General features: G+C 72.0%; 22 protein-coding genes, 1 tRNA gene and 1 pseudogene. 13 read left to right on the top strand and 11 right to left on the bottom strand.

Translation table 11 applies throughout. From position 1 onward, the window contains the following. Nucleotides 1-85: 85 nt before the first annotated feature. Nucleotides 86-1426: a UDP-N-acetylglucosamine 1-carboxyvinyltransferase gene (gene murA, locus IE212_RS32275; RefSeq protein ID WP_190201537.1), complete on the bottom strand. Its 1341-nt coding sequence runs from the start codon at nt 1424-1426 to the stop codon at nt 86-88. A 253-nt stretch (nt 1427-1679) separates the two neighbouring features. Here murA and IE212_RS32270 point away from each other — a divergent pair, with 253 nt between their 5' ends. The 7 genes from IE212_RS32270 (at nt 1680) to IE212_RS32240 (ending at nt 11814) form a co-directional block, all read left to right on the top strand. Further along, nucleotides 1680-2252, top strand: coding sequence for a YqgE/AlgH family protein (locus IE212_RS32270; RefSeq protein ID WP_190201536.1), 573 nt, complete (start codon nt 1680-1682; stop codon nt 2250-2252). Between the two features lie 29 nt (nt 2253-2281). Continuing rightward, nucleotides 2282-2563 carry a DUF3039 domain-containing protein gene (locus IE212_RS32265; protein ID WP_190201535.1) on the top strand — a complete coding sequence of 94 codons (282 nt, stop codon included), beginning with the start codon at nt 2282-2284 and terminating at the stop codon, nt 2561-2563. A gap of 178 nt (nt 2564-2741) precedes the next feature. Then, entirely contained in the window at nt 2742-4367 is a 1626-nt protein-coding gene (locus IE212_RS32260; protein WP_190201534.1) for a beta-N-acetylhexosaminidase, read from the top strand. 260 nt (nt 4368-4627) lie between these two features. Beyond that, entirely contained in the window at nt 4628-5521 is an 894-nt protein-coding gene (locus IE212_RS32255) for an FAD binding domain-containing protein (protein WP_190201533.1), read from the top strand. Further along, complete coding sequence (locus IE212_RS32250; protein WP_190201532.1) at nt 5518-8013, top strand: 2Fe-2S iron-sulfur cluster-binding protein; 2496 nt, start codon at nt 5518-5520, stop codon at nt 8011-8013. The genes IE212_RS32255 and IE212_RS32250 overlap by 4 nt, the downstream gene beginning before the upstream one ends. Continuing rightward, nucleotides 8010-10328 (top strand): xanthine dehydrogenase family protein molybdopterin-binding subunit, encoded by a 2319-nt coding sequence (locus IE212_RS32245; RefSeq protein WP_190201531.1) that lies wholly within the window; start codon nt 8010-8012, stop codon nt 10326-10328. The genes IE212_RS32250 and IE212_RS32245 overlap by 4 nt, the downstream gene beginning before the upstream one ends. 292 nt (nt 10329-10620) lie before the next feature. Beyond that, nucleotides 10621-11814, top strand: coding sequence for an SUKH-4 family immunity protein (locus tag IE212_RS32240; protein ID WP_229864673.1), 1194 nt, complete (start codon nt 10621-10623; stop codon nt 11812-11814). Nucleotides 11815-11918: 104 nt separating this feature from the next. On the opposite strand, the gene IE212_RS32235 is transcribed toward IE212_RS32240, so the two are convergent. Continuing rightward, a tRNA-Cys gene (locus IE212_RS32235) sits at nt 11919-11993 on the bottom strand. A 192-nt stretch (nt 11994-12185) separates the two neighbouring features. On the opposite strand from IE212_RS32235, the gene IE212_RS32230 reads away from it, so the two are divergent. The 4 genes from IE212_RS32230 (at nt 12186) to IE212_RS32215 (ending at nt 17532) form a co-directional block, all read left to right on the top strand. Continuing rightward, nucleotides 12186-13700, top strand: coding sequence for an MFS transporter (locus IE212_RS32230; RefSeq protein WP_190201530.1), 1515 nt, complete (start codon nt 12186-12188; stop codon nt 13698-13700). A gap of 115 nt (nt 13701-13815) precedes the next feature. Next, nucleotides 13816-15615 (top strand): DEAD/DEAH box helicase, encoded by a 1800-nt coding sequence (locus IE212_RS32225; protein ID WP_190201529.1) that lies wholly within the window; start codon nt 13816-13818, stop codon nt 15613-15615. A gap of 338 nt (nt 15616-15953) precedes the next feature. Then, nucleotides 15954-16595, top strand: a complete 642-nt coding sequence (locus IE212_RS32220; protein WP_190201528.1) for an IclR family transcriptional regulator — start codon at nt 15954-15956, stop codon at nt 16593-16595. A 142-nt stretch (nt 16596-16737) separates the two neighbouring features. After that, complete coding sequence (locus IE212_RS32215) at nt 16738-17532, top strand: S16 family serine protease (protein WP_190201527.1); 795 nt, start codon at nt 16738-16740, stop codon at nt 17530-17532. Here the strand turns inward: IE212_RS32215 and IE212_RS32210 are convergent. Next, nucleotides 17529-18437, bottom strand: a complete 909-nt coding sequence (locus tag IE212_RS32210; RefSeq protein ID WP_190201526.1) for a LysR family transcriptional regulator — start codon at nt 18435-18437, stop codon at nt 17529-17531. The genes IE212_RS32215 and IE212_RS32210 overlap by 4 nt on opposite strands. A gap of 72 nt (nt 18438-18509) precedes the next feature. Here IE212_RS32210 and IE212_RS32205 point away from each other — a divergent pair, with 72 nt between their 5' ends. Beyond that, complete coding sequence (locus IE212_RS32205) at nt 18510-18899, top strand: RidA family protein (protein ID WP_190201525.1); 390 nt, start codon at nt 18510-18512, stop codon at nt 18897-18899. 343 nt (nt 18900-19242) lie between these two features. Here IE212_RS32205 and IE212_RS32200 read toward each other — a convergent pair whose 3' ends face one another. Genes IE212_RS32200 through IE212_RS32170 form a run of 7 tightly spaced genes read right to left on the bottom strand, consistent with a single transcriptional unit; the run spans nt 19243 to nt 24259 of the window. Beyond that, nucleotides 19243-19425, bottom strand: coding sequence for a hypothetical protein (locus IE212_RS32200; protein WP_190201524.1), 183 nt, complete (start codon nt 19423-19425; stop codon nt 19243-19245). 1 nt (nt 19426) lies between these two features. Then, the gene (locus IE212_RS32195) at nt 19427-20011 is read right to left on the bottom strand and encodes an ArsR/SmtB family transcription factor (RefSeq protein WP_190201523.1); all 585 of its coding nucleotides are present in this window, start codon (nt 20009-20011) and stop codon (nt 19427-19429) included. 54 nt (nt 20012-20065) lie between these two features. Next, entirely contained in the window at nt 20066-21028 is a 963-nt protein-coding gene (locus IE212_RS32190) for a glycine betaine ABC transporter substrate-binding protein (protein WP_190201522.1), read from the bottom strand. Then, on the bottom strand, nt 21025-21873 hold the full coding sequence (locus IE212_RS32185; RefSeq protein WP_229864672.1) for an ABC transporter permease: 849 nt from the start codon (nt 21871-21873) through the stop codon (nt 21025-21027). Before IE212_RS32185 ends, IE212_RS32190 begins: the two co-directional genes overlap by 4 nt. Next, nucleotides 21870-23129 (bottom strand): betaine/proline/choline family ABC transporter ATP-binding protein, encoded by a 1260-nt coding sequence (locus IE212_RS32180; protein ID WP_190201521.1) that lies wholly within the window; start codon nt 23127-23129, stop codon nt 21870-21872. The genes IE212_RS32185 and IE212_RS32180 overlap by 4 nt, the downstream gene beginning before the upstream one ends. Further along, nucleotides 23122-23769: an ABC transporter permease gene (locus tag IE212_RS32175; protein WP_190201520.1), complete on the bottom strand. Its 648-nt coding sequence runs from the start codon at nt 23767-23769 to the stop codon at nt 23122-23124. Before IE212_RS32175 ends, IE212_RS32180 begins: the two co-directional genes overlap by 8 nt. Nucleotides 23770-23788: 19 nt before the next feature. Further along, entirely contained in the window at nt 23789-24259 is a 471-nt protein-coding gene (locus tag IE212_RS32170) for an Lrp/AsnC family transcriptional regulator (RefSeq protein WP_190201519.1), read from the bottom strand. 122 nt (nt 24260-24381) lie between these two features. Between IE212_RS32170 and hppD the strand changes: the two genes are divergently transcribed. After that, nucleotides 24382-25527 (top strand): 4-hydroxyphenylpyruvate dioxygenase, encoded by a 1146-nt coding sequence (gene hppD, locus IE212_RS32165; RefSeq protein ID WP_190201518.1) that lies wholly within the window; start codon nt 24382-24384, stop codon nt 25525-25527. A 137-nt stretch (nt 25528-25664) separates the two neighbouring features. On the opposite strand, the pseudogene IE212_RS35700 reads toward hppD, so the two are convergent. Beyond that, nucleotides 25665-25738, bottom strand: a pseudogene (locus IE212_RS35700) (PucR family transcriptional regulator); the annotation flags it as partial.

Below are 25738 nucleotides of genomic sequence, written 5' to 3'. Positions count from 1 at the left end.
GAGCCCGCCGAGAGCCGCATGACATGCCGAGGGGCGGCCACCTGGTTCAGGTGGCCGCCCCTCGGCGTGCACGGTCAGGCGGGGACTACCCGAGCGCCTTGCCCGGCAGCTCGACCTTCGCGCCCAGCTCCACGAGCTTCTCCATGAAGTTCTCGTAGCCCCGGTTGATCAGGCCGATGCCGTGGACCCGGGAGGTGCCCTGGGCCGCCAGGGCCGCGATCAGGTACGAGAAGCCACCGCGCAGGTCGGGGATGACCAGGTCGGCGCCCTGGAGCTTGGTGGGGCCGGAGACGACCGCCGAGTGCAGGAAGTTGCGCTGGCCGAAGCGGCAGTCGGAGCCGCCCAGGCACTCGCGGTAGAGCTGGATGTGCGCGCCCATCTGGTTCAGGGCCGAGGTGAAGCCGAGGCGGGACTCGTAGACCGTCTCGTGGATGATGGACAGGCCCGTGGCCTGCGTCAGGGCCACCACCAGCGGCTGCTGCCAGTCGGTCTGGAAGCCGGGGTGGACGTCCGTCTCCAGCGCGATGGACTTCAGCTGCCCGCCGGGGTGCCAGAAGCGGATGCCCTCGTCGTCGATCTCGAAGGCCCCGCCCACCTTCCGGTAGGTGTTCAGGAACGTCATCATGGAACGCTGCTGCGCGCCCCGGACGTAGATGTCACCCTCGGTCGCCAGCGCCGCCGACGCCCAGGAGGCGGCCTCCAGGCGGTCCGACAGGGCACGGTGGTTGTAGCCGCCGAGCTGGTCCACACCGGTGATGCGGATGGTCCGGTCGGTGTCCATCGCGATGATCGCGCCCATCTTCTGCAGCACGCAGATGAGGTCCTCGATCTCCGGCTCGACGGCCGCGTTGGACAGCTCCGTGACGCCCTCCGCGAGGACGGCCGTCAGCAGCACCTGCTCGGTCGCGCCGACGGACGGGTACGGCAGGCGGATCTTCGTGCCGCGCAGCCGCTGGGGCGCCTCCAGGTACTGCCCGTCCGCGCGCTTCTCGATCCGCGCGCCGAACTGCCGCAGCACGTCGAAGTGGAAGTCGATGGGCCGGCCGCCGATGTCGCAGCCGCCGAGGCCGGGGATGAAGGCGTGGCCGAGACGGTGCAGCAGGGGGCCGCAGAAGAGGATCGGGATACGGCTGGAACCGGCGTGGGCATCGATGTCAGCGACGTTCGCGCTCTCGACGCGCGTCGGGTCCATCACCAGTTCGCCGGGCTCGTCACCCGGACGGACCGTCACACCGTGAAGCTGCAGCAGACCCCGTACGACGCGTACGTCACGGATGTCCGGAACATTGCGCAGCCGGCTCGGAGCGCTGCCCAGCAGCGCTGCGACCATGGCCTTGGGTACGAGGTTCTTCGCACCGCGGACACGGATCTCGCCCTCCAGCGGGGTTCCGCCGTGGACAAGCAGGACATCGTCGTTGACGGTCATGAATCTCGCGTTCCGTGGAGTCGGGCAGGGGTCAGGAGGGAAAGGGTAATCGCCTTCCACCCCCCTTCTGTAAGCCTGAGTCAGACCCAGCCACGTCATAGCTCTGTCACAACACGAACGGTTTCGTGCCGGGCACAAGGGGTCACGGTCAGGTTCGTGCACGTGGGGACGCGTCGGCGTGCCCTGAGCTGCGTGCACACCGGTCGTCCTCATTGCTCCCCACGGGAAGGGAAGATGCGGGATCATGTCTGGCATGACCGAGGTGTCCTCGCTCACAGGGCGGTTGCTCGTGGCCACGCCGGCCCTGGCGGACCCGAACTTCGACCGCGCGGTCGTGCTGCTCCTCGACCACGACGAGGAGGGCTCCCTCGGTGTGGTCCTCAACCGCCCGACGCCGGTGGACGTGAACGACATCCTGGAGGGCTGGGGGGATCTCGCCGGTGAGCCCGGCGTCGTGTTCCAGGGCGGTCCGGTCTCGCTGGACTCGGCGCTCGGGGTCGCCGTCGTTCCCGGCGGTGCGACCGGGGAGGCCGCTCCGCTGGGCTGGCGGCGGGTGCACGGCGCGATCGGGCTGGTCGATCTGGAGGCCCCGCCGGAACTGCTGGCCTCCGCCCTCGGCTCCCTGCGGATCTTCGCCGGATACGCCGGCTGGGGCCCGGGCCAGCTGGAGGACGAGCTGGTGGACGGCGCTTGGTACGTGGTCGAGTCGGAGCCCGGCGACGTCTCGTGCCCGGTCCCGGAGCGGCTCTGGCGCGAGGTGCTGCGCCGCCAGCGGGGCGAGCTGGCGATGGTCGCCACGTACCCGGACGACCCGTCGCTCAACTGATGTCTGTGACCTTCAGTACCCTGTTGCTTATGAGCACTCTCGAGCCCGAGCGCGGGACTGGTACGGGGACCCTCGTAGAGCCGACACCGCAGACCTCCCATGGTGACGGTGACCACGAGCGCTTCGCCCATTACGTCCAGAAGGACAAGATCATGGCGAGCGCCCTCGACGGCACCCCCGTCGTGGCGCTGTGCGGCAAGGTCTGGGTGCCGGGCCGCGACCCGAAGAAGTACCCCGTGTGCCCCATGTGCAAGGAGATCTACGAGTCCATGGGCTCCGGCGACGACGACAGCGGCAAGGGCGAGAAGTAGCGCCTGCCCGAGCGGCGTACGGCCTTCAGGGTGCGTCCTGTGCACCCTGGGGGCTTTCGTGCTGTCCGGGTGTCGCGCAGGGTGGGTCGGCCGGTCCCCCGTCGCGTTGCGCGCCGTGACCGCAGTGGCGCGATTCCGGTTCCGGCGCCGGGTCTGGGCGGGGCGGTGAAGGACTGACGTGACTGACTTGATTCCGGCTCCCCGCGATGTCGTCGCCGGCTCCGGCGAGGTGCGGCTGACGGCGCACTCCCGGCTCTACGCCGACGCCGCGACCGAGGGCGTCGGCCACTGGCTGCGCACCGTCCTGCGGGAGGCCACCGGCCTGCCGTTGCGGGAGGGGCGGGAACTCGGCGACGCCGGTGGCGACGGCATCGGGCTCCAGCTCGACACGGACCTCGGCCCCGAGGAGTACCGCCTCGTCAGTGACCAAAACGGCGTCCTCGTCGAGGGCGGCAGCGCGGCCGGTGCCTTCTGGGGAGCCCAGACGCTGCGGCAGCTCCTCGGCCCCGACGCGTACCGCAGGGCCCCGCTCGACCGCCACCGCACCTGGGCCGTGCCGCACGTGACGATCGCGGACGCGCCCCGATTCCCATGGCGCGGTCTCATGCTCGATGTCGCCCGGCACTTCACGCCCAAGGAGGGTGTCCTGCGCTGCCTCGATCTGATGGCGGCGCACAAACTGAACGTCTTCCACTTCCATCTGACGGACGACCAGGGCTGGCGCCTCGAGATCAGAAGACATCCCCTGTTGACGGAGATCGGCTCCTGGCGGGCGCGGACCAAAACCGGCCATGGGACCTCGCCGCTGTGGGAGGAGAAGCCGCACGGCGGCCACTACACCCAGGACGACATCCGGGAGATCGTCGCCTACGCCGCCGAGCGGCACATCACCGTCGTCCCCGAGATCGACGTGCCCGGCCATTCGCAGGCCGCCATCGCCGCCTACCCGGAACTCGGCAACACCGACGTCATCGACACGACCGCCCTCTCCGTCCGGGACACCTGGGGAGTCAACCCGAACGTACTCGCCCCCACTGACAACACCCTGCGCTTCTACGAGGGCGTCTTCGAGGAGGTTCTCGAGCTGTTCCCCTCGGAGTTCGTCCACGTCGGCGGCGACGAGTGCCCCAAGGGCCAGTGGCGGCGGTCGGCGACCGCGCAGGCCCGCATCAGGGAACTCGGCCTCGCCGACGAGGACGAGCTCCAGTCCTGGTTCATCGGGCACTTCGACGACTGGCTCTCCGCGCGCGGGCGCCGGCTGATCGGCTGGGACGAGATCCTGGAGGGCGGGCTGGCGAGGGGCGCGGCCGTGTCCTCCTGGCGTGGTTACGCCGGTGGCGTCGCCGCCGCCCGGGCCGGCCACGACGTGGTCATGTGCCCCGAGCAGCAGGTGTATCTGGACCACCGTCAGTCTCCGGGCCCCGACGAGCCGGTACCGATCGGGTGGGTGCGCACCCTGGAGGACGTCTACCGGTTCGAGCCGGTTCCACCGGAGTTGTCCCCCGAGGAGGCCCGCCATGTGCTGGGCACCCAGGCCAACGTGTGGACCGAGGTGATGGAGGACCAGGCGCGCGTCGACTACCAGACGTTCCCCCGGCTCGCGGCCTTCGCCGAGGTCGCCTGGAGTGACCTGCCCGCCCCGGCGGCACGGGACTTCACCGGTTTCGAGCGCCGCATGACGGCCCACTACCGGCGGCTCGACGCCCTCGGCGTCGCTTACCGGCCACCCTCCGGCCCCCTGCCCTGGCAACGGCGCCCCGGGGTGCCGGGCCGCCCGCTCGACGGCCCGCCGCCCCACCGGTAGCGCCCGGCCGTCGGGACCGAACAGGTCGAACAGGCAACAGAAAATGCGCACAAGGGTCACCGAAAGTGCCAATCGTGATGCACTGGCGAACCTGTACGAAAACGGACCATCTCCCCAGTGAGGTGGGCGAATGCCTCCTAGTGGACCCGTGTCTTCGGCTCTCGCCAAGATGTGCCAGAGTTGCCACGTCCGCCCTGTCAGCACGTACCGTACGGCAGCACAGGTGGGACCAGGTGGGGCAGCGGGAAGGGGCAGCCGGTTTGACCACGCACGCACCGCAGGCGGCGCAGGCCGTCACGCTGCCCACGACGCTGGACGAGGCCGTGACGGCACTCACCGCCATGCCCGCGGCCGTGCCCGTCGCAGGCGGCACCGACCTGATGGCCGCCGTCAACTCCGGGCAGCTCAGGCCTGCCGCCCTGGTGGGACTCGGCCGGATCAGCGAGATCCGCGGCTGGCAGTACCAGGACGGCCACGCGCTGCTCGGCGCGGGCCTCACGCACGCGCGCATGGGCCGCCCCGACTTCGCGGCCCTGATCCCGGCGCTCGCCGCCGCCGCGCGCGCCGCGGGCCCGCCGCACATCCGCAACGCGGGCACCCTGGGCGGCAACATCGCCTCGGCCGCCCCCACCGGGGACGCGCTGCCGGTGCTGGCCGCCCTGGAGGCGACCCTGATCGTCGCGGGCCCGGGCGGAGCCCGCCGGGAGATCCCGGTGTCGCACCTGCTGGCCGGGATGGACCTGCTGCGCGCCGGTGAACTCATCGGCTACGTGCGCGTACCGCTGCTGCACGCCCCGCAGGTCTTCCTGAAGGCGACCGGCCGCACCGGGCCAGGGCGCGCGGTGGCGTCGGTGGCCCTGGTCCTGGACCCCGCACGCCGGGGCGTGCGCTGCGCGGTGGGTGCCATAGCGCCGATGCCGCTGCGCCCCCTGGAGGCCGAGCAGTGGGTGGGCCGGCTCATCGACTGGGACAACAACCGCGCGATCGTGCCGGAGGCGCTCAGCGCCTTCGGGGAGTACGTCGCCGCGGCCTGCATCCCCGACGCGGCCCCGGCCGAGGACGGCTCCGTACCGCAGCTTCCGCCCGCCGTACTGCACTTGCGGCGCACCGTCGCCGCGCTGGCCCGACGAGCACTGGGGAGGGCGCTGTCGTGACCGACGACCAGCACGGAGAGGGCACGCCCCGGAGCGGCGGTCGCTGGGACCCGCTGCCCCAGGGCGAGTACGACGACGGCGCCACCGCCTTCGTCGAACTCCCCGAGGGGGGCGTCGACGCCCTGCTGGCCGCGGACAGCCCTCTCGCCGCGCCCGGCCACGGCTACGTACCGCCGCAGATCGCGGTCGACCCCGCCATGACCGCCGGAACCGACCCGGCGGCCATGGGCTGGCCGGCGCCCGGCGCGCCCGCCGACGGCACCCAGTGGCACGACCCGCACGCCGCACACCAGCAGGGGCACGAGCACGGTGGGCACCAGCAGGGGCACGGCGTGGGGGAGCAGCCGTACGAGGCCCCGTACGGCACCGGCAACCCCTACGACACCGGCACGCCGTACGGCCCGGGCGCGGGGCAGCACGGCGGTGACGACCGGTTCACGTACAACCCGGGCACCACGGGGCAGTGGAGCTTCGAAGAGGCCGCGGCGGCGGAGACCGCGCCCGGCCATGACGTGACCGGGCAGTGGTCCATCCCCGTCGCCGGGGGTGACCTTCCGGACGAGTCGGGCGAGTTCACCACCTCCTCGCTGGTCGAGCAGTGGGGCGGTACCCCGCCGCCCACGCTGCCCGGCGGCGCGCCCGCGCCTTGGGCGACACACGCGGCGGGCCGGCCGTGGGGGGAGCAGGACCCGGCGGCCCAGGAGCAGGCCGCGCCCGCCTACTCGCACGAGCACGGCCATGAGCACGGGCGGCAGGACGCCGCCGGACCGGCCTCCGGATACGCGCCGGAGCAGCCGCCCGCCGCTCTCCCGCAGCAGACGGACCAGACGGGTCAGACGGACCGGGCGCCCGGTGAGGCCCCGGCAGTTCCCGAGGGCACCGGTCACGCGGCGGGGACTCACGACGACGGCGGTCACGGGCCGCAGCCGTACGAGGAGACCGGTCACGCACCCGAGTCGTCCGCCTTCGCCGGTCACGGACCGGAGATGCCCGACGCCGAGCACACACACCGGCCGTCCGGCGAGGCCGGCCGGGCGCCGGGGGAACACGGGGCGGAGGCCTCCGGCTTCACCGGCCACGGCTCGGAGTCCGTCCCCTTCGCCGAGGGCGGGCCGGAGCACTCCGGCTTCACCGGTCACGGCTCGGAACCGTCCGGCGAGGCCGGCCGGGCGCCCGAGGCGGAGGCCTCTCGCTTCACCGGTCACGGCTCGGAGTCCGTCCCCTTCGCCGAGGGCGGGCCGGAGCACTCCGGCTTCGTCGGTCACGGCTCGGAACCGTCCGTAGAGCCGGGCCGGGGAACGGAACCGTCGGGAGACTCCGGCCACGGGCAGGAGCTCTCCGGCCCCGCCGGTGACCCGGCCGAGCCCTCCGATCGCGCCGCGCACGCGCACCCGGAACCCGAGCGGCCCGCGGCCGCGTCGTCGCCCCAGCCGTACCCCGAAGCACCCGGGGAGTTCCCCGGCGTCCCCGCCCACGAGGCGCCCGAGGCAGCCGAGGACACCACCGGGAGGCCGGAGCAGGCGCAGGAAGCCTCACAGCCCGCCCCCGGGGCCGGTGAGGCCACCGAGGACGCCCCGGAGGCCGTGGACGCCGCAGACAACGCGGACGCCGCTGAAGGCCCCGTGCAGCCGGAGGCCGGAGCTCTCCCGGCCCTGGCGGACACGGACGCCGGCCCGGAGGCCGCCGGCGCCGGGCCCACGAACGCCCCGGCCCCGGAAGACCAGCAGGCCACCGGGCACGACGCCACCGGCACCCCGCACGACCGGGCGGGCCACGACCACGACACGCCTCCCGCGATGCCGCGGGAGGAGCACCCCCTCGCGTCGTACGTCCTGCGGGTCAACGACACCGAGCGCCCCGTCACCGACGCGTGGATCGGCGAGTCCCTGCTGTACGTGCTGCGCGAGCGGCTCGGGCTCGCGGGCGCCAAGGACGGCTGCTCGCAGGGGGAGTGCGGGGCCTGCAACGTCCAGGTCGACGGACGGCTCGTCGCGTCCTGCCTGGTCCCGGCAGTGACCGCCGCCGGCAGTGAGGTCCGTACCGTCGAGGGCCTGGCCGAGGACGGACAGCCGTCGGACGTGCAGCGGGCGCTCGCCCGCTGCGGCGCCGTGCAGTGCGGCTTCTGCGTACCGGGCATGGCGATGACCGTGCACGACCTCCTGGAGGGCAACCCGGCGCCGACCGAGCTGGAGACCCGCCAGGCACTCTGCGGCAACCTGTGCCGCTGTACCGGCTACCGGGGCGTGGTGGACGCCGTGAAGGAAGTCGTCGCCGAACGCGAGGCCCACGCCGCACCCGCCGACGGCGACACCGGCGAGCCCCGTATCCCGCACCAGGCGGGCCCGGGGGCGGGCGGCGTCAACCCGTCGGCCTTCGGTTCGCCCCCGGAGACACCCTCGGCGGAAGCACACTCCCAGGGCCCGCACGCCCCGGAAGCGCACTCCCCAGACCCTCATGACCAGTCCTACGGCCAGGACGGAGGCCCCGCGTGAGCAACGAAGCAGCCACCGCACCGGCCGCACAGGCCGCGGAGGCCGCCCCCGCTCCCGAACCGCTGCCGCACGGCCTCGGCGCCTCCCTCCCGGCCGCCGACGCCCGCGCCAAGACGGAGGGGACCTTCCCGTACGCCGCCGACCTGTGGGCCGAGGGCCTGCTGTGGGCGGCCGTGCTGCGCTCACCGCACCCGCACGCGCGCATCGTCTCCATCGACACCACCCACGCGCGCGAGATGCCCGGCGTCCGCGCCGTCGTCACCCACGAGGACGTCCCCGGCCGCCCGCTGCACGGCCGGGGCAGGGCGGACCGCCCGGTCTTCGCCTCCGAGGTCGTACGCCACCACGGCGAGCCGATCGCCGCCGTCGCCGCCGACCACCCGGACACCGCGCGCATGGCCGCCGCCGCCGTCATCGTCGAGTACGAGGTGCTCGACCCGGTGACCGACCCGGAGCAGGCCTTCGAGGCCGAGCCGCTGCACCCCGACGGCAACCTGATCCGGCACATCCCGCTGCACCACGGCGACCCGGAGGCGGCCGGTGAGATCGTCGTCGAGGGCCTGTACCGCATCGGCCGCGCGGACCCGGCGCCCATCGGAGCCGAGGCGGGTCTGGCCGTACCGCGCCCGGACGGCGGCGTGGAGCTGTACCTCGCCTCCACCGACCCGCACGCCGACCGCGACACCGCGGCCGCCGCCTTCGCGCTGGAACCCGAGCGCGTCAAGGTCGTCGTCACCGGCGTCCCCGGCGCCACGGCCGACCGTGAGGACCAGAGCTTCCAGCTCCCGCTCGGCCTGCTGGCGCTGCGCACGGGCTGCCCGGTGAAACTCGCCGCCACGCGCGAGGAGTCCTTCCTCGGCCACGCCCACCGGCACCCCACCCTCCTGCGCTACCGCCACCACGCCGACGCCGAGGGCAGACTCGTCAAGGTCGAGGCGCAGATCCTGCTCGACGCGGGCGCCTACGCCGACACCTCCGCCGACGCCCTGGCCGCCGCCGTCGGCTTCGCCTGCGGCCCGTACGTCGTCCCGAACGCCTTCATCGAGGGCTGGGCCGTCCGCACCAACAACCCCCCGTCGGGCCACGTACGCGGCGAAGGGGCCATGCAGGTCTGCGCCGCCTACGAGGCGCAGATGGACAAGATCGCGAAGAGACTCGGCCTCGACCCGGCCGAGGTACGGCTGATCAACGCCATGGCGACGGGTGACGTCCTGCCGACCGGCCAGACGGTGACCTGCCCTGCTCCGGTCGCCGAACTCCTCCAAGCTGTGAGGGACTTCCCCCTCCCGCCGTTGCCCAAGGACACCCCCGAGGAGGACTGGCTGCTGCCCGGCGGCCCCGAGGGCGCGGGCGAGCCGGGCGCGGTGCGCAGGGGCGTGGGCTACGGCCTCGGCATGGTGCACATGCTGGGCGCCGAGGGCGCGGACGAGGTCTCCACGGCGACCGTCAAGGTCCACGACGGTGTGGCGACGGTACTGTGCGCGGCCGTCGAGACCGGCCAGGGCTTCACCACCCTCGCCCGGCAGATCGTGCAGGAGACCCTCGGCATAGACGAGGTGCACGTGGCGCCGGTCGACACCGACCAGCCCCCGGCGGGCGCGGGCTGCCGCGGCCGGCACACCTGGGTGTCGGGCGGCGCGGTGGAGCGCGCGGCCAAGATGGTCCGTACGCAGCTCCTCCAGCCGCTCGCCCACAAGTTCGGCATGTCCACGGAGCTCCTCCAGATCACCGACGGTAAGATCACGTCGTACGACGGTGTCCTCTCGACGACCGTCACCGAGGCGCTGGACGGCAAGGAACTGTGGGCCACCGCCCAGTGCCGTCCGCACCCGACCGAGCCGCTGAACGAGGCCGGTCAGGGTGACGCCTTCGTCGGCATGTCCTTCTGCGCGATCCGCGCGGTGGTGGACGTCGACATCGAGATCGGTGCGGTCCGGGTCGTGGAACTGGCCGTGGCACAGGACGTGGGGCGGATCCTGAACCCGGCGCAGCTGGCCGCCCGGATCGAGGCGGGCGTGACCCAGGGCCTCGGTGTCGCGCTCACCGAGAACCTGCGCACCCCGCGCGGCCTCGTCCGCCACCCCGACCTGACCGGTTACGCCCTCCCGACGGCCCTAGACGCGCCCGACATCCGCATCGTCAGGCTGGTCGAGGAACGGGACGTGGTCGCCCCCTTCGGGGCGAAGGCGGTCAGCGCGGTGCCGGTGGTGACGTCCCCGGCGGCGATCGCGTCCGCCGTACGGGCCGCCACCGGCCGCCCGGTGAACCGCCTGCCGATCCGCCCGCAGGCCGCGGTGGTCACGGACAGGTCCTGACGCCCCTCCCCGGGACGCGCTCCGCCACATGACTGTCTCGCCCGGGAGAGGCACACCCCTGCGCGGACGGTCCGGCGTGGAGGCGATTCCGACGGAAAGGCAACTCGCGGAGCCCTCTGCGCGTCATGTGAAGTGAGCGCTTTCCCGGTCGCGGGGCGCGCGTCGCCGTTCCGGGGCGTTGTCAGTGGCGGGGCGTAGTGTTCTGGGCAGTTGGGGGACGGTTGCCGGACCTGGCCGGGCGGTCTGCCGTGCTCCGCCAGGGGACGGTGAGCAAGCACATGCGGGGGAGCCCATGAGTACGACCGACGCCGGTGTCGCGGTGATCACCCTGACCGAGACCGAACTGGACCCGTGGGTGACGCACGCGCCGACCCGGCACTGGCTGACCGGCCCCGGACTGCCCTGCGACAACGGTGTCGTGAGCTTCGCCGAGCTGCGCGGCGAGGATCTGCGGAGGGTGGCGGACGCGACGGGCGACGCCTCGTCGGACCGGCTGTCGGCTGAGCTGCGCGAGCAGCTGGTCATAGGCGGACTGCTGGGACCCGGCGGCCTGGAGACGGAGTCCGTCCTGCTCGACGGCGCGACCGGCGAGATCTCGACGACGTACCTCCTTCACGACCGCCCCGGCCCGGACCCGATGGACCGCCGCCCCCTGGCGCCTTCCCTGCGGACGCTGGTCCGCTTCGCCGAGGCGACGGACGAACTGGCGGGCCTGCGCGGCCAGTTCGCCTCCTACGCGGGCCGCTACGGCCCGAAGGCGGTCGCGGAGGCCTCACAGCACCTGCTGTCGGTCTTCCGTGACGGAGCGGACGGCGAACCGGCCCCCTTCTGGAAGATGGCGGCCCTGATCCGCCCGCTCTCCCTGGTGGCCGGCCGGGGCGGGACGTCGGGCCTCGCCCTGGACCTCCCTCACCGCCTGCTGGACCAGGAGTTCGGCCCCCGCAAGGTGGCCCGCTTCGAGGACGTCGACTTCCCCGCGACCCTCACCCACGAGCCGACCCGCCGCTTCCTGCGCGAGGTGGGGCTCCCGGAGGACGCGCACGTCTTCTCCCTCGACACGGACGTCCCCCTGGCGACGCTCGCCGAGTACCACGCGCAGGCGGACGGCCCGGCGGAGCTCCCCTCCGGGGCCCACCGCCTGATCCGCCTCGGCCACCTGGTCGAGGCCAACAGCCTGGTCGTCGACGGCGAGACGGGCGCGGTCCTCAACTGGAGCGAACCCGACGCGACACCGCACCCCCTGAACACGGATGTCTCGACCCTCGCCTTCACCCTCTGGCTCCTGCACCGGGAGCGGGCGATAGACGCGCACTCGTCCCACGAGCTGACGACCGACACGTACGACCAGTTGGCCATGACCATGCTGCAGGTCCTGTCGGCGGTCGACCCGACGGTGTGCGGGCGGCCCCCGCGCCCGAAGCCCTCCGCCCGCCCGCTCCGTGAACCGGTGGCGTGCCGGGCCGGGCGCAGGGGCGTTGACCGGTGAATTCCGGGCTCGAAGGACGCTGAGAGCTCCTCATCACGCCAAGTGGTCCGTGTGGCAACGGGCGTTCCACCGTCTGCCTGGTGAGGCATCTGCCTGGTGGGGCTTGGAGGCCGTGGCGGGATTCGAACCCGCGTAACTCGCTTTGCAGGCGAGCCCCTGAACCACTCGGGCACACGGCCGTGTTCTGAACTGGTGCAGTGACCGTAGGCCGAGGCCGAAGCGGCGTTCAAGGGCATCGGCCGGGCCGCAACGGGACTGCCACACGCCGTTCATGGAAGGGGCGTGCGGCTCTGGTCGTAGGACCAAGGTCGTGGCGGTCGACCGTCTCGCGACAGGGGTCAAGGGGGCGGGCGCACCTTACGCTGGCGGGCATGACCGTCCCGAAGCCGCGTGACGCAGATGTCGTGTATGCCGCCGGAGCCCCCTCGGTCGCCGAGGCGGACGAGACGGTGCTGGGGCGCGCCTACCGGGCGCTGAGCCTCGGCATCGTCTCCGTCGTGCTGCTCATCGCCTTCGAGGCGACGGCCGTCGGGACCGCGATGCCCGTCGCCGCACGGGAGTTGGACGGGGTGTCGCTGTACGCGTTCGCGTTCTCCGGGTACTTCACCACCAGCCTGTTCGGGATGGTGCTCTCGGGCCAGTGGTCCGACCGGCGTGGCCCGCTCGGGCCGTTGACCACCGGCATCGCCTCGTTCGGGGCCGGGCTGTTGCTGTCGGGGACCGCCGGGGCGATGTGGGTGTTCATCCTGGGGCGGGCCGTGCAGGGGCTCGGCGGCGGGCTGGTGATCGTCGCGTTGTACGTCGTAGTCGGGCGGGCGTATCCGGAGCGGTTGCGGCCCGCCATCATGGCCGCGTTCGCCGCGAGCTGGATCCTGCCGTCGATCGTCGGCCCGCTCGCCGCCGGCGCGGTGACCGAGCGGCTCGGGTGGCGATGGGTGTTCGTCGGGATACCCGTGCTGGTCGTCTTCCCGCTCGCCCTGGCCCTGCCGCAGATACGGCGCCGGGCCTCCGGCCCGGTGGCGACGCCGGACGGGAAGGCCCACTCGCTCGACCGCCGCCGCATCCGCCTGGCCCTCGCCATCTCCCTCGGCGCCGGCCTGCTCCAGTACGCCGCCCAGGACCTGCGCCCGTTCTCCCTCCTGCCCGGTGCGGCGGGACTCGCCCTCCTCGTGCCCGCCGCGCTCGGGCTGTTGCCGAAGGGCACCTACCGGGCCGCCCGCGGGCTGCCGTCCGTCGTGCTGCTGCGCGGCGTCGCCGCGGGGTCATTCATCGCCGCGGAGTCGTTCGTGCCGCTGATGCTGGTCACCCAGCGCGGGCTCAGTCCGACCCTGGCCGGGTTCTCGCTCGCCGCGGGCGGCGGGACCTGGGCGCTGGGCTCGTGGGTGCAGTCGCGGTCGCGGGTGGAGCCGTACCGGGAGCGGCTGACGACCGTCGGGATGCTGCTGGTGGCGGCGGCGGTAGCCGCGGCGCCGAGTGTGCTCGTCGACTCCGTGCCCGTCTGGACCGTGGCCGTCGCCTGGGGCTTCGGCTGCTTCGGCATGGGGCTCGTGATCTCCTCCACGAGCGTGCTGCTGCTGAAGCTCTCCGCCCCCGAGGAGGCCGGCACCAACTCCGCCGCCCTGCAGATCTCCGACGGCCTCTCCAACGTAGTCCTGCTCTCCGCCGGCGGCGCCGCCTTCGCCGCCCTCGGCGGCGGCACGGTGACCCACACGACCACGCACACCTCCGGCTCCCACCCGGCCGCCTTCGCCGCGGTGTTCCTGCCGATGGCGGCGGTGGCGCTGGTCGGGGCGTGGGTGTCGACGCGGTTGCGGGAGCGGCGACCGCAGCACCCGGCCCCGGACGCGGGCCGAGTGCGCTGTGACGTGGATCCCACCCGGGGGTGACCCGGCCCGGTCCCCGCATGGACACCCCCGGGCCGCCGGTAGGGTGGCCCGGTTGTCATACGGAGCCGAGCCGTCAGGCTCGCTCGAACGAGCCGCCCGACCCCCGACGGAGACCGTGACTACCACCGCCGGCACAAGCTCTGCCTCGCACCACCTGTCCCCGGCGTTCCCCGGCCGCGCCCCATGGGGCACCGCCAGCAAGCTGCGCGCCTGGCAGCAGGGCGCGATGGACAAGTACATCCAGGAGCAGCCCCGGGACTTCCTGGCGGTCGCCACCCCCGGCGCCGGCAAGACGACCTTCGCGCTGACGCTGGCGTCCTGGCTGCTGCACCACCACGTCGTCCAGCAGGTGACGGTGGTGGCCCCCACCGAGCACCTGAAGAAGCAGTGGGCCGAGGCCGCCGCCCGGATCGGCATCAAGCTCGACCCGGAGTACAGCGCCGGACCGCTCGGCCGGGAGTACCACGGGGTCGCCGTGACGTACGCGGGCGTCGGCGTCCGCCCCATGCTGCACCGCAATCGCGTGGAGCAGCGCAAGACCCTCGTGATCCTCGACGAGATCCACCACGCCGGCGACAGCAAGTCGTGGGGTGAGGCCTGCCTCGAGGCCTTCGAGCCGGCCACCCGCCGGCTGGCGCTGACCGGTACGCCCTTCCGGTCCGACACCAACCCCATTCCGTTCGTGACCTACGAGGAGGGGCAGGACGGCATCCGGCGCTCCGCCGCCGACTACACCTACGGGTACGGCAACGCGCTCGCCGACAACGTGGTCCGGCCGGTCATCTTCCTCTCCTACAGCGGCAACATGCGCTGGCGCACCAAGGCCGGTGACGAGGTCGCGGCGCGGCTCGGCGAGCCCATGACCAAGGACGCCGTCAGCCAGGCCTGGCGGACCGCGCTCGATCCACGCGGTGAGTGGATGCCGGCCGTGTTGCGGGCCGCGGACCAGCGGCTGACCGAGGTGCGGAAGGCCATCCCGGACGCCGGTGCGCTCGTCATCGCCTCCGACCAGGACTCGGCGCGCGCGTACGCCAAGCTCATCCGGGAGATCACCGGCGACAAGGCCACCCTCGTGCTGTCGGACGACTCCGGCGCCTCCGAGCGGATCGACGAGTTCAGCGGCAACAACGACCGGTGGATGGTCGCGGTCCGGATGGTGTCCGAGGGCGTGGACGTGCCGCGGCTCGCGGTCGGGGTCTATGCCACCACCATCTCGACCCCTCTGTTCTTCGCCCAGGCCGTCGGGCGTTTCGTACGGTCCCGGCGGCGCGGCGAGACCGCCTCGGTGTTCCTGCCGACCGTGCCGGACCTGCTCTCCTTCGCCAACGAGATGGAGCGCGAGCGCGACCACGTCCTCGACAAGCCGAAGAAGGAGGGCGAGGAGGACCCGTACGCCGAATCCGAGAAGGAGATGGAGGAGGCGAACAAGGAGCAGGACGAGGACACCGGTGAGCAGGACATGCTGCCGTTCGAGGCGCTGGAGTCCGACGCCGTCTTCGACCGGGTCATGTACAACGGCGCCGAGTTCGGTATGCAGGCCCACCCGGGCAGCGAGGAGGAGCAGGACTACCTCGGCATTCCCGGGCTGCTGGAGCCCGACCAGGTGCAGCTGCTGCTCCAGAAGCGGCAGGCCAAGCAGATCGCGCACAGCCGCAAGAAGCCGGACGAGGAGGCCGACCTGCTCGAGGTGCCCGCGGAGCGGCGGCCGGTGGTCTCCCACAAGGAGATGATGGAGCTGCGCCGGCAGCTCAACACGATGGTCGGCGCGTACGTGCACCAGAGCGGCAAGCCGCACGGTGTGATCCACACGGAGCTGCGGCGCGTGTGCGGGGGGCCTGCGGCCGCTGAGGCGACGGCGGGGCAGTTGCGGCAGCGGATCGCCAAGGTGCAGGAGTGGGCTACGCGGATGAAGTGACTCGCGTGTCGTCTTCGTCTGCGGGTCTGGTGTGGCTGGTCGCGCGGTTCCCCGCGCCCCTGAAGGGGGCGCTCATACCGCCGCAATCTTGACCAGTACGCCTCGACCCGTGCCCGGATTCTGGACGGAGCCTTCCGCTGAGCGAACCCCCTTCGCTACTGTCCCGCTACGCACACGCCCCGTGGCAGCGCCGCCGCGGAGCGCAGCCGTGAAGCGACGCGGTCCGGACAGGCCGGGCCGCCGACCGATCGGCGGCCCCTGAGGCGCGTCGCCGACGGGACTCGGTGACGCACCCGCCGCCAGAGGGCCGCCGACCTCACCACTAAGGAGTGGGCGTCGTGACCGCGGAGACCTCTCAGACGCTCGACCGGGGACTGCGTGTCCTCAAGCTGCTCGCCGACACGGACCACGGGCTGACCGTGACCGAGCTCTCCCTCAGGCTGGGCGTGAACCGGACAGTGGTGTACCGGTTGCTCGCCACGCTGGAACAGCACGCGCTCATCCGCCGTGACCTGGGCGGACGTGCCCGGGTCGGGCTCGGGGTGCTGGGGTTGGGGCGGCAGGTCCATCCGCTGGTGCGGGAGGCCGCGATGCCGGCGTTGCGATCGCTGGCCGAGGACATCGGCGCGACGGCACACCTGACCCTGGTGGACGGGGCGGACGCGCTCGCCGTCGCCGTCGTGGAGCCGACCTGGACGGACTACCACGTCGCCTACCGGGCCGGTTTCCGGCACGCCCTGGACCGGGGCGCCGCGGGCAAGGCGATACTCGCGGCCCGGCAGCAGCCCATGGCGGATCCGGGATACACCCTGACGCACGGCGAGCTGGAGGCCGGGGCGTGCGGGGCGGCGGCGCCGCTGCTCGGTGTGACCGGTGTCGAGGGCAGCGTGGGCGTGGTGATGCTGGCGGACGTGGTGCCGGAGCGGGTGGGGGACCGGGTCGTCGAGGCGGCGCGGGAGGTCGCGGAGGCGCTGCGCTGACCGTGAGCGGGGTCGTTGCGCTCAGCTGAGCGGAGTGCTGCGCCGGCCTGAGCCGGGTCGCCGGGAGGCCTGAGCCGGGTCGCCGGGAGGCCCCGGCCCACCTGGCCCTGGCGGCGTCCCGCCTCCGCGTTAGATTGATCCCGTGTTCTCTCGCCTCACACGTCCCCAGGCCATCGCCGTCTGCGCCCTGCCCGTCGCGGCGCTGCTCGCCACGGCGGCGTTCGCGCCGCTGCCGTTCTCGGTGGCGCGCCCGGGAGAGACGGCGAACGTGCTCGGCGAGCACAGGGGCACGCCCGTGATCAGCATCTCGGGGGCGCCGGTCCAGGACACCACCCGTGGGCAGCTGCGGATGACGACCATCGTGGCGACGTCACCCGACACCCGCGTCTCACTCCCGGACATCGTCGACAGCTGGTTCCGCACCGACGAAGCCGTCATGCCGCGCGATGCGATCTACCCGAGCGGGGAAACCGTCAAGGAGATCGAGCGGCACAACGAGGCGCAGATGAAGGAGTCCCAGGACGCGGCGACCGAGGCCGCGCTCGGTTACCTCGGCCTCGACGCCAAGGACGTCAAGGTCAGCCTGAAGCTCGCGGACGTGGGCGGGCCGAGCGCGGGGTTGCTGTTCTCCCTCGGCATCGTCGACAAACTGGACGGCGACGGCACGGGCGGTGACCTCACGGGCGGCCGGGTCATCGCCGGTACCGGCACGATCGACGCGGACGGCACGGTCGGGGCGGTGGGCGGCGTCGCCCTCAAGACGCAGGCCGCCAGGCGGGACGGTGCGACGGTGTTCCTCGTCCCCAAGGCGGAATGCGCGGACGCGCGCGCGGAGCTCCCGAAGGGGCTGCGCCTGATTCCGGTGACCAACCTGAAGAGCACGGTGAGTTCACTGGTGGCCCTGGAGACGGGGAAGGGCTCAGTGCCGAGCTGTTAGGGCCTGTCCGGCGGATCTTGGCCGAGGGTCGCCAGCAGGTGTGTGACCAGGGGGCTTTGGTCGTCCCTGCGCCAGGCGACGGCGACTCTCGTGCGAGCGGTGCTGGGCTCGATCCTTCGGAAGGCGACGCCTTTGAGGCGGATGCGTCGGATGCTCGCCGGGGCCAGGGAGACCCCCAGACCGGTTTCCACGAGCGCGCACACGGTCTGCCACTCCACCGCGTGCTGGGCTATCTGCGGTGTGAAGCCTGCTGCGGTGCACAGGCCGGTGATCTGGTCGTGCAGCTGTGGGCCGACCGCGCGGGGCAGCAGCACGAAGGGCGAGTCCGCCAACTGCGCCAGTTTCACGGTCCGTTGGGCGGCCAGAGGGTGCGTGGCCGGTAGCACGGCCACAAAGGGCTCGCTGAGTACCGTCCTGAGGCCGAGCTCTGCCTCGTCGGCGGGGGGTTCGCGCAGCAGGCCGATGTCGATGGTCTTGTCGTGTAGGGCTGCGATCTGCGGCGCGGTGGTCATCTCACGGATGTCCAGATGAACCCCGGGGAACCGCTGCCGGAAGTTGAACAGCAGGCCGGGCAGGACGGTCAGGGCGAGGGAGGCGGCAAAACCGATCCGTAGGTGGCCGGCTCGGCCGCTGCCAACGGCCCTGGCGGCGGCCAGCCCGTCCGCAAGATCGGTGAGCGCCCGTCGCGCGGCGGGCAGCAGTTCGAGGCCCGTTGGGGTGAGCATGACGCGTCCTGGTTCGCGGCTGAACAGCGCGTGGCCGACCTTGTCTTCGAGGCGGCGGATCTGCTGGCTCAGCGGTGGCTGGGCGATGCCCAGGCGGGCGGCCGCATGGCCGAAGTGAAGTTCCTCGGCGAGCACGACGAAGGCGTGCAGCTGTGGGAGGGGGAGTTCGGGGCGCTCCATACGCCTAGAGATATCAGGCCATGCCTTCAGCTGTATTAGACGTATCTGTGCTGGTCACTTAGCGTTCCGCGCATGACAGAGCGACGTGCGATCCTCAGCGGTTCGACCTTTGAGGAGCAGATCGGCTATGCCCGTGCCGTGGTCGACGGCGACTGGGTGCATGTGTCCGGGACGACCGGCTTCGACTACACCACCATGACGATCTCCGACGACGTGGTGGAGCAGGCCGAGCAGTGTCTGCGGAACATCGAGGCCGCGCTGGCCGAGGCGAAGTGCACCTTCGCCGACGTGGTGCGGGTGCGCTACTTGCTGCCCGACCGCGCAGACTTCGAGCCTTGCTGGCCGGTCCTACGCCGCTACTTCGGCGACGTCCGGCCGGCCGCCACGATGCTCATGTGCGGCCTCTCAGACCCCCGCATGAAGATCGAGATAGAGGTGTACGCGCGGCGGGTCATCGCGTAGCAGCCCGATCTGCGTTGGAGAAACGGGGGCGTCGTGCCCGACGGCGGGCGGGGCGATCTGACCCATCAGGAGTGGACTCGGCTGGAGCCGCTGCTGCCCCAGCAGCGGCCGGCCGGGCAGCCGGTGGAGCGATCACCGGAATCAGCGGCCACACCCCAGCCAGCCGCGTTACCAACCTGTCCGGACAGCACACCTAGTGGCCTGAGTCAGAGATTCCTCGTCAGATCCGAGGCCGTCAACCGGATGCCGTGCGGCTGCCGGGTCCGGACAGGCTTGCTGGAACCCGGCCTCCGGCACGCCAGGCAGCTCACGAGAACTACCCGAATATCTCCGACTCAGGTCACTAGGCGACTGCCGCCGTTCCGGGGCGGGCGGCGAGTCGCAGTCCGACCTCCACGAGGGTCCAGCCGAGACGGGTCCGCAGCTGTGAACGCCGGACGGCGGCGACGGGGCGGTGTGTGCCGGCTCCGGCGCGGAGTTCGGCGGCGCGGGCGTGGTGCATGGCGAGGTGGATGTCGGGGTGCATCTCAGTCCGTCCTGATCGGGAAGGCGTGGGTGTGGAAGCGGACCTGCTCGGCGCCGGGGGTGTTCTCGGAGGCCGCGCGGTCGCGGTAGGTCTCGACGAGCGCGTGCATCTTCTCGACGAGTTCCTGCGTCAGTTCGGGCGTCAGTCGCAGCGTCGCGCTGCTCATGTCCCAGGCGCGACTCCACTCCTCCGGCCATGAGTCGCGGTTGCCCAGCCACGTCGACAGGTCCCTGGTCTGCGTGGTGGCGATCTCGTGCAGGTAGAGGTCCGCCGCCCCGCGTACGGCCGGGTCCGAATCGGTGAGCAGGGCGTCGTCGAAGCGGAGGCCGTGATGGGTCGCCTTCCACCAGCGCTCGCGTCCCTTGCCCCGCTCGGGGGCGTCCTCGACGAAGCCGTACTCCGCGAGTTGGCGCAAGTGGTAGCTGGTGGCGCCGCTGGACTCGCCCAGCTTGACGGCCAGTTGCGAAGCGGTGGCCGGGCCGCCGAAGCGCAGGGCGTCCAGCAGCTGCATCCGCAGGGGGTGCGCGAGTCCGCGGAGGGACCGGGCGTCGAGTTGCCGTACCTGTGGGTTCTGGGGATCGGTCACGATACAAAGCTATCCTTGCAAAGGTTTCTATGCAAGGGTTTCTTTGTAACTCGTCTAGCCCTCCCGCACGAACCCCTCCTCCACCATCCACTCCAACGCCACCTGATGCGGATCCTCCCCGTCCACATCCACCCTCGCGTTCAGCGTCCGCGCCACCTCGTCGCTCAGCCGCGCCGTCACCGGATCCAGCACGTCCGCCATCGCCGGCCACTTCCTCAGCGTCTTCGTGTTGATCATCGGCGCGGCGTTGTAGTTGGGGAAGAACGTCCGGTCGTCCTCCATGACCTCGAGGTGCATGGACTTGATGCGCCCGTCGGTCGTGAACACCTCCCCGTACGTGCAGTTGCCCTTCGCGGTCTGGGTGTAGATGATCCCCGTGTCCATCTGTGTGACGTTCCGCGCCGGGAGGTCCATCCCGTACCGCTTCTGCATGCCCGGCAGCCCGTCCGCCCGGTTCGCGAACTCCACCTCCACGCACAGCCGCACGGCCCCCGGGTCGGACCTCGCCAGCTTCGCCACGTCCGACATGGTCTTCGTGCCGTACTTCTTCGCGTTCTCCTGGCTCATCGCCAGGGCGTACGTGTTGTCGAGGGACGACGGCCGCAGCCAGGTCAGGCCGTTCGCCGCGTCCTCCTTCCGCACCGCCTCCCACTGCTCATGCGGGTCGGCGATCGGATCGGTGTGGCCCAGGTACGTGATCCACCCCGTGCCCGTGTACTCGTACCCGGCGTCCGCGTCGCCCTTCCGTACGGCCTCCCGGCTGCCGATGGAGCCCTGGATGCCCGTGCGGTCGAGCACCTCCGCCCCGGCCGCCTCCAGGGCGATGCCCATGATTGTGCCGAGGATCAGCCCCTCGGTGAACGACTTGGACGTCACCGTCAGACTCGCGCCCCGGAGCGGTTCGCCCCGCCCGATCGACCCGGGGCGCACGTCGTCGGCCATGGGGGAGCCGCTGGTCAGGCCGCAACCGGAAACCGCCAGCAGCGCCAGCGCGAGAAGGCCGGCCCGGGCCCTCATGCCCGCAACCCGCGTGGCCCCAGCAGCACTTCCGTCAGCGAGGCCAGCCAGTCCACCAGCAGCGCCAAGGCGACCGTGAGGACCGAGCCCAGCACCAGTACCGGCATCCGCTGGTTGGTGATCCCGGTCGTGATCAGTACGCCCAGTCCGCCGCCCCCGCCGAAGACCGCCAGGGTCGCCGTACCGACGTTCAGGACGAGGGCCGTGCGCACGCCCGCGAGGATCAGCGGGATGGCCAGCGGGAGTTCGACCCGGGCCAGCACGCCCACGGGGGACATGCCGATGCCCCGTGCCGCCTCCAGCAGGGTCGGGTCGTTCGCCTCGAGGCCGGTGATCGTGTTCGACAGCACGGGCAGGACGGCGTAGATGACCATGCCGATCAGGGCGGCCCTGCGGCCGATGCCCAGCCAGATGACCAGGAGCGCCAGCAGGCCGATCGCCGGGGTCGCCTGGCCCGTGCCGGCCAGCGCCGTCGCCACCGGGGTGGCCTTGCGGAACCCCCCGCGGGTCAGCAGGACGCCCAGCGGGATCGCGATGACCAGCACGAAGAACGTGGAGATCACGGTCAGTTGGATGTGCTGCCACAACGCCTTCGTGACCTGGCCGCCGGACAGGGCGTTCCGGGTGAGCGCGTCCAGGTCCGCCTGCTCGAACCAGAGCCAGGTGGCGAGCAGCACGGCGACCAGAACGGTGGGCAGGACGGTCAGCTTCTGCCAGCCGATGCGGGGCCGTGGTGACGTCGGGGGCGGCGCCTCCCGCGTCGGCCCGGAGGCCGCCCGCGCCGCCTGGGTCCGCGCGGTCTCGGTGCTCTCCGCCTCGGTCCCCTCCACCTCGAAGGCCGTCACCGCGCCCCTCCGGGGCCGCCCGCGCCGGTGACTCCCTGGCCGCCCTGCCGCTCCGGGTGCTTCCGCGCCGCCCGCAGCTCCGCCGGCTCGTGCTGGTGCTCCGTCGCGTCGAGCCGGTCGGCCTCCAGCAGGCCGTGCACGGAGTTCAGGAGGGTCTCCATGTCGACGACGCCCGTGTACTCGCCGCGCCGCCCGGTCACCGCCACCCGCCCCGCCTTGTCGGTGAGCACCGCCTCCAGGGCGTCCCGCAGGGTCGCGTCCCGGGTCACCGTGTCGTGCACCGGCGTCCCGGCCCGGGCCAGCGAGCCCCGGGCCCGCATCAGGTCGCCCCGCCGCAGCCACTTGCAGGGCCGGCCGCGCCGGTCGAGCAGGAGGACCTCACCGGTGCCCCCGGCCCGCAGCCGGTTGAAGATCTGCTGCCACGGGTCGTCGATCGTGACCGTCGGACAGTCGGTGATCTGCACATCCCGGACGCGGGTCAGGTTCAGCCGCTTCAGCGCCGCCCCGGCACCCACGAACCCGGAGACGAAGTCGTCCGCGGGGTCGGTCAGGATGGCCTCCGGGGTGTCGAACTGGGCGATGCGGGACCGTTCGCGCAGGACGGCGATACGGTCGCCGATCCTGATCGCCTCGTCGAAGTCGTGGGTGACGAAGACGATCGTCTTGCGCAGCTCGTGCTGCAGCCGGATCAGCTCGTCCTGGAGGTGTTCGCGGGTGATCGGGTCCACCGCCCCGAACGGCTCGTCCATCAGCAGCACCGGGGGGTCGGCGGCGAGGGCCCGTGCCACGCCCACGCGCTGCTGCTGACCGCCGGAGAGCCGGCGCGGGTAGCGGCCCTGGAACTCGCCGGGGTCGAGGCCGACCAGGTCGAGCAGTTCCTCGGTCCGCTGCCGGATGCGGGCCTTGGGCCAGCCGATCAGCTTCGGTACCAGCGCGATGTTCTGCGCGACCGTCATGTGCGGGAAGAGCCCGGCGGACTGGATCGCGTAGCCGAGCTTGCGGCGCAGCTCGACCGGGTCCATGTCGGTGACGTCCTCGCCGCCGATCCGGATACGGCCCCCGGTCGGCTCGATCAACCTGTTGATCATCTTCAGCGTGGTCGACTTGCCGCAGCCGGACGGGCCGACCAGGACGACGACCTCGCCCGCCCTGATCTCCATGCTGACGTTGTCCACGGCCGGCCGCGCGCTGCCGGGGAACGACTTGGTCAGGCTCTCCAGCTCGATGGAGGCACCGTGGTCACCGGTCTCAGACACGGATCCCCCTGGAGATCGTCAGCCGTCCGATCAGCACGTACGCGGCGTCGAACAGCAGCGCGAGGATGATGATCCCGAGGGTGCCCGCGAGGACCTGGTTGAGCGCGTTCGCGCTGCCCAGCGAGGCGAGGCCGCGGAAGATGACGTTGCCGAGGCCCGGCCCCGAGGCGTACGCCGCGATGGCCGCGATCCCCATCAGCATCTGGGTCGCCACCCGGATGCCGGTCAGGATCGGCGGCCAGGCCAGCGGCAGCTCGATCCGCAGCAGCCGGGACGTGCCGGACATCCCGATGCCCGTGGCCGCGTCCACCAGCGACGGGTCGACCCCGCGCAGCCCGACGATCGCGTTGCGCACGACCGGGAGCAGCCCGTACAGCGTCAGCGCGATCACCGTCGGCGGCACGCCCAGCCCCACGACCGGGACGAGCAGACCGATCAGAGCCAGCGCCGGGACGGTGAGGACGGTGGCGGTGCTCGTGGTCGCCAGGCTCCCGGCCCACTCGCTGCGGTAGGTGGCGACCCCGATCAGGACCCCGAGGGCGGTCGCCACGACCATGCACTGGAAGACGACGCTCGCGTGCTGGTAGGCGTCCGTCAGCAGCTGCTGGTGCCGGTTGTCCAGATACTCCCAGAACGTCACACGCGCTCACCCCAAGGCGTCAGGTCTCCTCCGCTGCCTGCTCCACGAGCGGGATGATCCGCAGCGGAACGGGGTTCTCCATGACGATCGCCGTGGAGGCCCGGACGATGCCATCAAAACCGACGACCCGGTCGATCACACGCTGGAGATCCGCGTTCGAGCGGGCCACCAGCCGGCACAGCATGTCCCCGCTGCCGGTGGTGGTGTGCAGCTCCAGCACCTCGGGCACGGTCGCCAAGTGGGCCCGTACGTCCGGCCCTTGGCCCTGCCGGATCTGCAGCGTGGCGAACGCCGTGACCGGGTAGCCGAGCGCGGCCGGGTCCACCTCGGGGCCGAACCCGCGGATGACTCCGTTCGACTGAAGCCGGTCCAGCCGCGCCTGCACCGTGCCCCGGGCCACCCCCAGCCGCCGGGACATCTCCAGCACCCCGATCCTCGGTTCCCGCGCCAGCAGCAGGATGATCCGGCCGTCCAGATGATCGATCGCCACAGCAGCCTCCCGAGTGGTCATCCTGTACAGAAAGACCGGTACCGCGCCCGTTCCGCTGAACAGATTGCCCAACTGAAACACAAACTATTGCGCACCTTGCCGAGCGGGGAGACCCTGCCGCCATGACGCAGACCACACACCACACTCCCGACACCGCCCGGCAGGCCGACCCCTTCCCGGTCAAGGGAATGGACGCGGTCGTCTTCGCCGTGGGCAACGCCAAGCAGGCGGCGCACTACTACTCCACCGCCTTCGGCATGCAGCTGGTCGCCTACTCCGGACCGGAGAACGGCAGCCGCGAGACCGCGAGCTACGTGCTGGAGAACGGCTCCGCCCGCTTCGTCCTCACCTCGGTCATCAAGCCCGTCACCGACTGGGGCCACTTCCTCGCCAGGCACGTGGCGGAGCACGGCGACGGCGTGGTCGACCTCGCCATCGAGGTGCCGGACGCCCGCGCCGCGTACGCCTACGCCCTCGAGCACGGCGCCCGCTCCGTGGCGGAGCCGTACGAGCGGAAGGACGAGCACGGCACGGTCGTCCTGGCCGCGATCGCCACGTACGGCGAGACCCGCCACACCCTGGTCGAGCGCTCCGGCTACGACGGCCCCTACCTGCCGGGCTACGTCGCGGCCAAGCCGATCGTCGAACCGCCCGCGCGGCGCACCTTCCAGGCGATCGACCACTGCGTCGGCAACGTCGAACTCGGCCGCATGAACGAGTGGGTCGGCTTCTACAACAAGGTGATGGGCTTCACGAACATGAAGGAGTTCGTGGGCGACGACATCGCGACGGAGTACAGCGCGCTGATGTCCAAGGTGGTCGCGGACGGCACGCTGAAGGTCAAGTTCCCGATCAACGAACCGGCCATCGCCAAGAAGAAGTCCCAGATCGACGAGTACCTGGAGTTCTACGGCGGCGCGGGCGTCCAGCACATCGCGCTCAACACCAACGACATCGTGCAGACGGTCCGCACGATGCGCGCGGCCGGCGTCGAGTTCCTCAACACGCCCGACTCCTACTACGACACGCTGGGGGAGTGGGTCGGCGAGACCCGGGTCCCGATCGACACCCTGCGCGAGCTGAGGATCCTCGCCGACCGCGACGAGGACGGCTACCTGCTGCAGATCTTCACCAAGCCGGTCCAGGACCGCCCGACCGTCTTCTTCGAGATCATCGAGCGCCACGGCTCGATGGGCTTCGGCAAGGGCAACTTCAAGGCCCTCTTCGAGGCGATCGAGCGCGAACAGGCCCGCCGCGGCAACCTGTAGCCCGGCGGCCCGCCCGGGCAGACCCCCGGGTGGACGCCCGGGGAGCGCTCGCCCGCTGGTTCGACTCCGCGGGCCTGCGACGCGGTGGCCGGCCCACGGCGCCGCGGCCGGCCGCCGGCGCGTCGGCTCGCAGTGGTGTCCAGGCGGCGCGCGTCGTACCAGGGCCGGTCGGGCAGGCCCTGGGCCGCCGTGGCCGTCTCGGCCGCGTGCC

It is taken from the genome of Streptomyces djakartensis, from assembly GCF_014651075.1.
Classification (GTDB): domain Bacteria; phylum Actinomycetota; class Actinomycetes; order Streptomycetales; family Streptomycetaceae; genus Streptomyces; species Streptomyces djakartensis.
Note: the sequence above shows the minus strand (reverse complement) of the source record. Positions and strands in the feature narration are given on the sequence as shown.

What these genes read in the sequence shown, in the direction of transcription:
- IE212_RS32265 (WP_190201535.1), top strand. Translation starts at nt 2,282, where the DNA reads ATGAGCACTCTCGAGCCCGAGCGCGGGACTGGTACGGGGACCCTCGTA.
- IE212_RS32230 (WP_190201530.1), top strand. Translation starts at nt 12,186, where the DNA reads ATGACCGTCCCGAAGCCGCGTGACGCAGATGTCGTGTATGCCGCCGGA.
- IE212_RS32270 (WP_190201536.1), top strand. Translation starts at nt 1,680, where the DNA reads ATGACCGAGGTGTCCTCGCTCACAGGGCGGTTGCTCGTGGCCACGCCG.
- IE212_RS32190 (WP_190201522.1), bottom strand. Translation starts at nt 21,028, where the DNA reads ATGAGGGCCCGGGCCGGCCTTCTCGCGCTGGCGCTGCTGGCGGTTTCC.
- IE212_RS32200 (WP_190201524.1), bottom strand. Translation starts at nt 19,425, where the DNA reads ATGCACCCCGACATCCACCTCGCCATGCACCACGCCCGCGCCGCCGAA.
- murA (WP_190201537.1), bottom strand. Translation starts at nt 1,426, where the DNA reads ATGACCGTCAACGACGATGTCCTGCTTGTCCACGGCGGAACCCCGCTG.
- IE212_RS32210 (WP_190201526.1), bottom strand. Translation starts at nt 18,437, where the DNA reads ATGGAGCGCCCCGAACTCCCCCTCCCACAGCTGCACGCCTTCGTCGTG.
- hppD (WP_190201518.1), top strand. Translation starts at nt 24,382, where the DNA reads ATGACGCAGACCACACACCACACTCCCGACACCGCCCGGCAGGCCGAC.
- IE212_RS32240 (WP_229864673.1), top strand. Translation starts at nt 10,621, where the DNA reads ATGAGTACGACCGACGCCGGTGTCGCGGTGATCACCCTGACCGAGACC.
- IE212_RS32205 (WP_190201525.1), top strand. Translation starts at nt 18,510, where the DNA reads ATGACAGAGCGACGTGCGATCCTCAGCGGTTCGACCTTTGAGGAGCAG.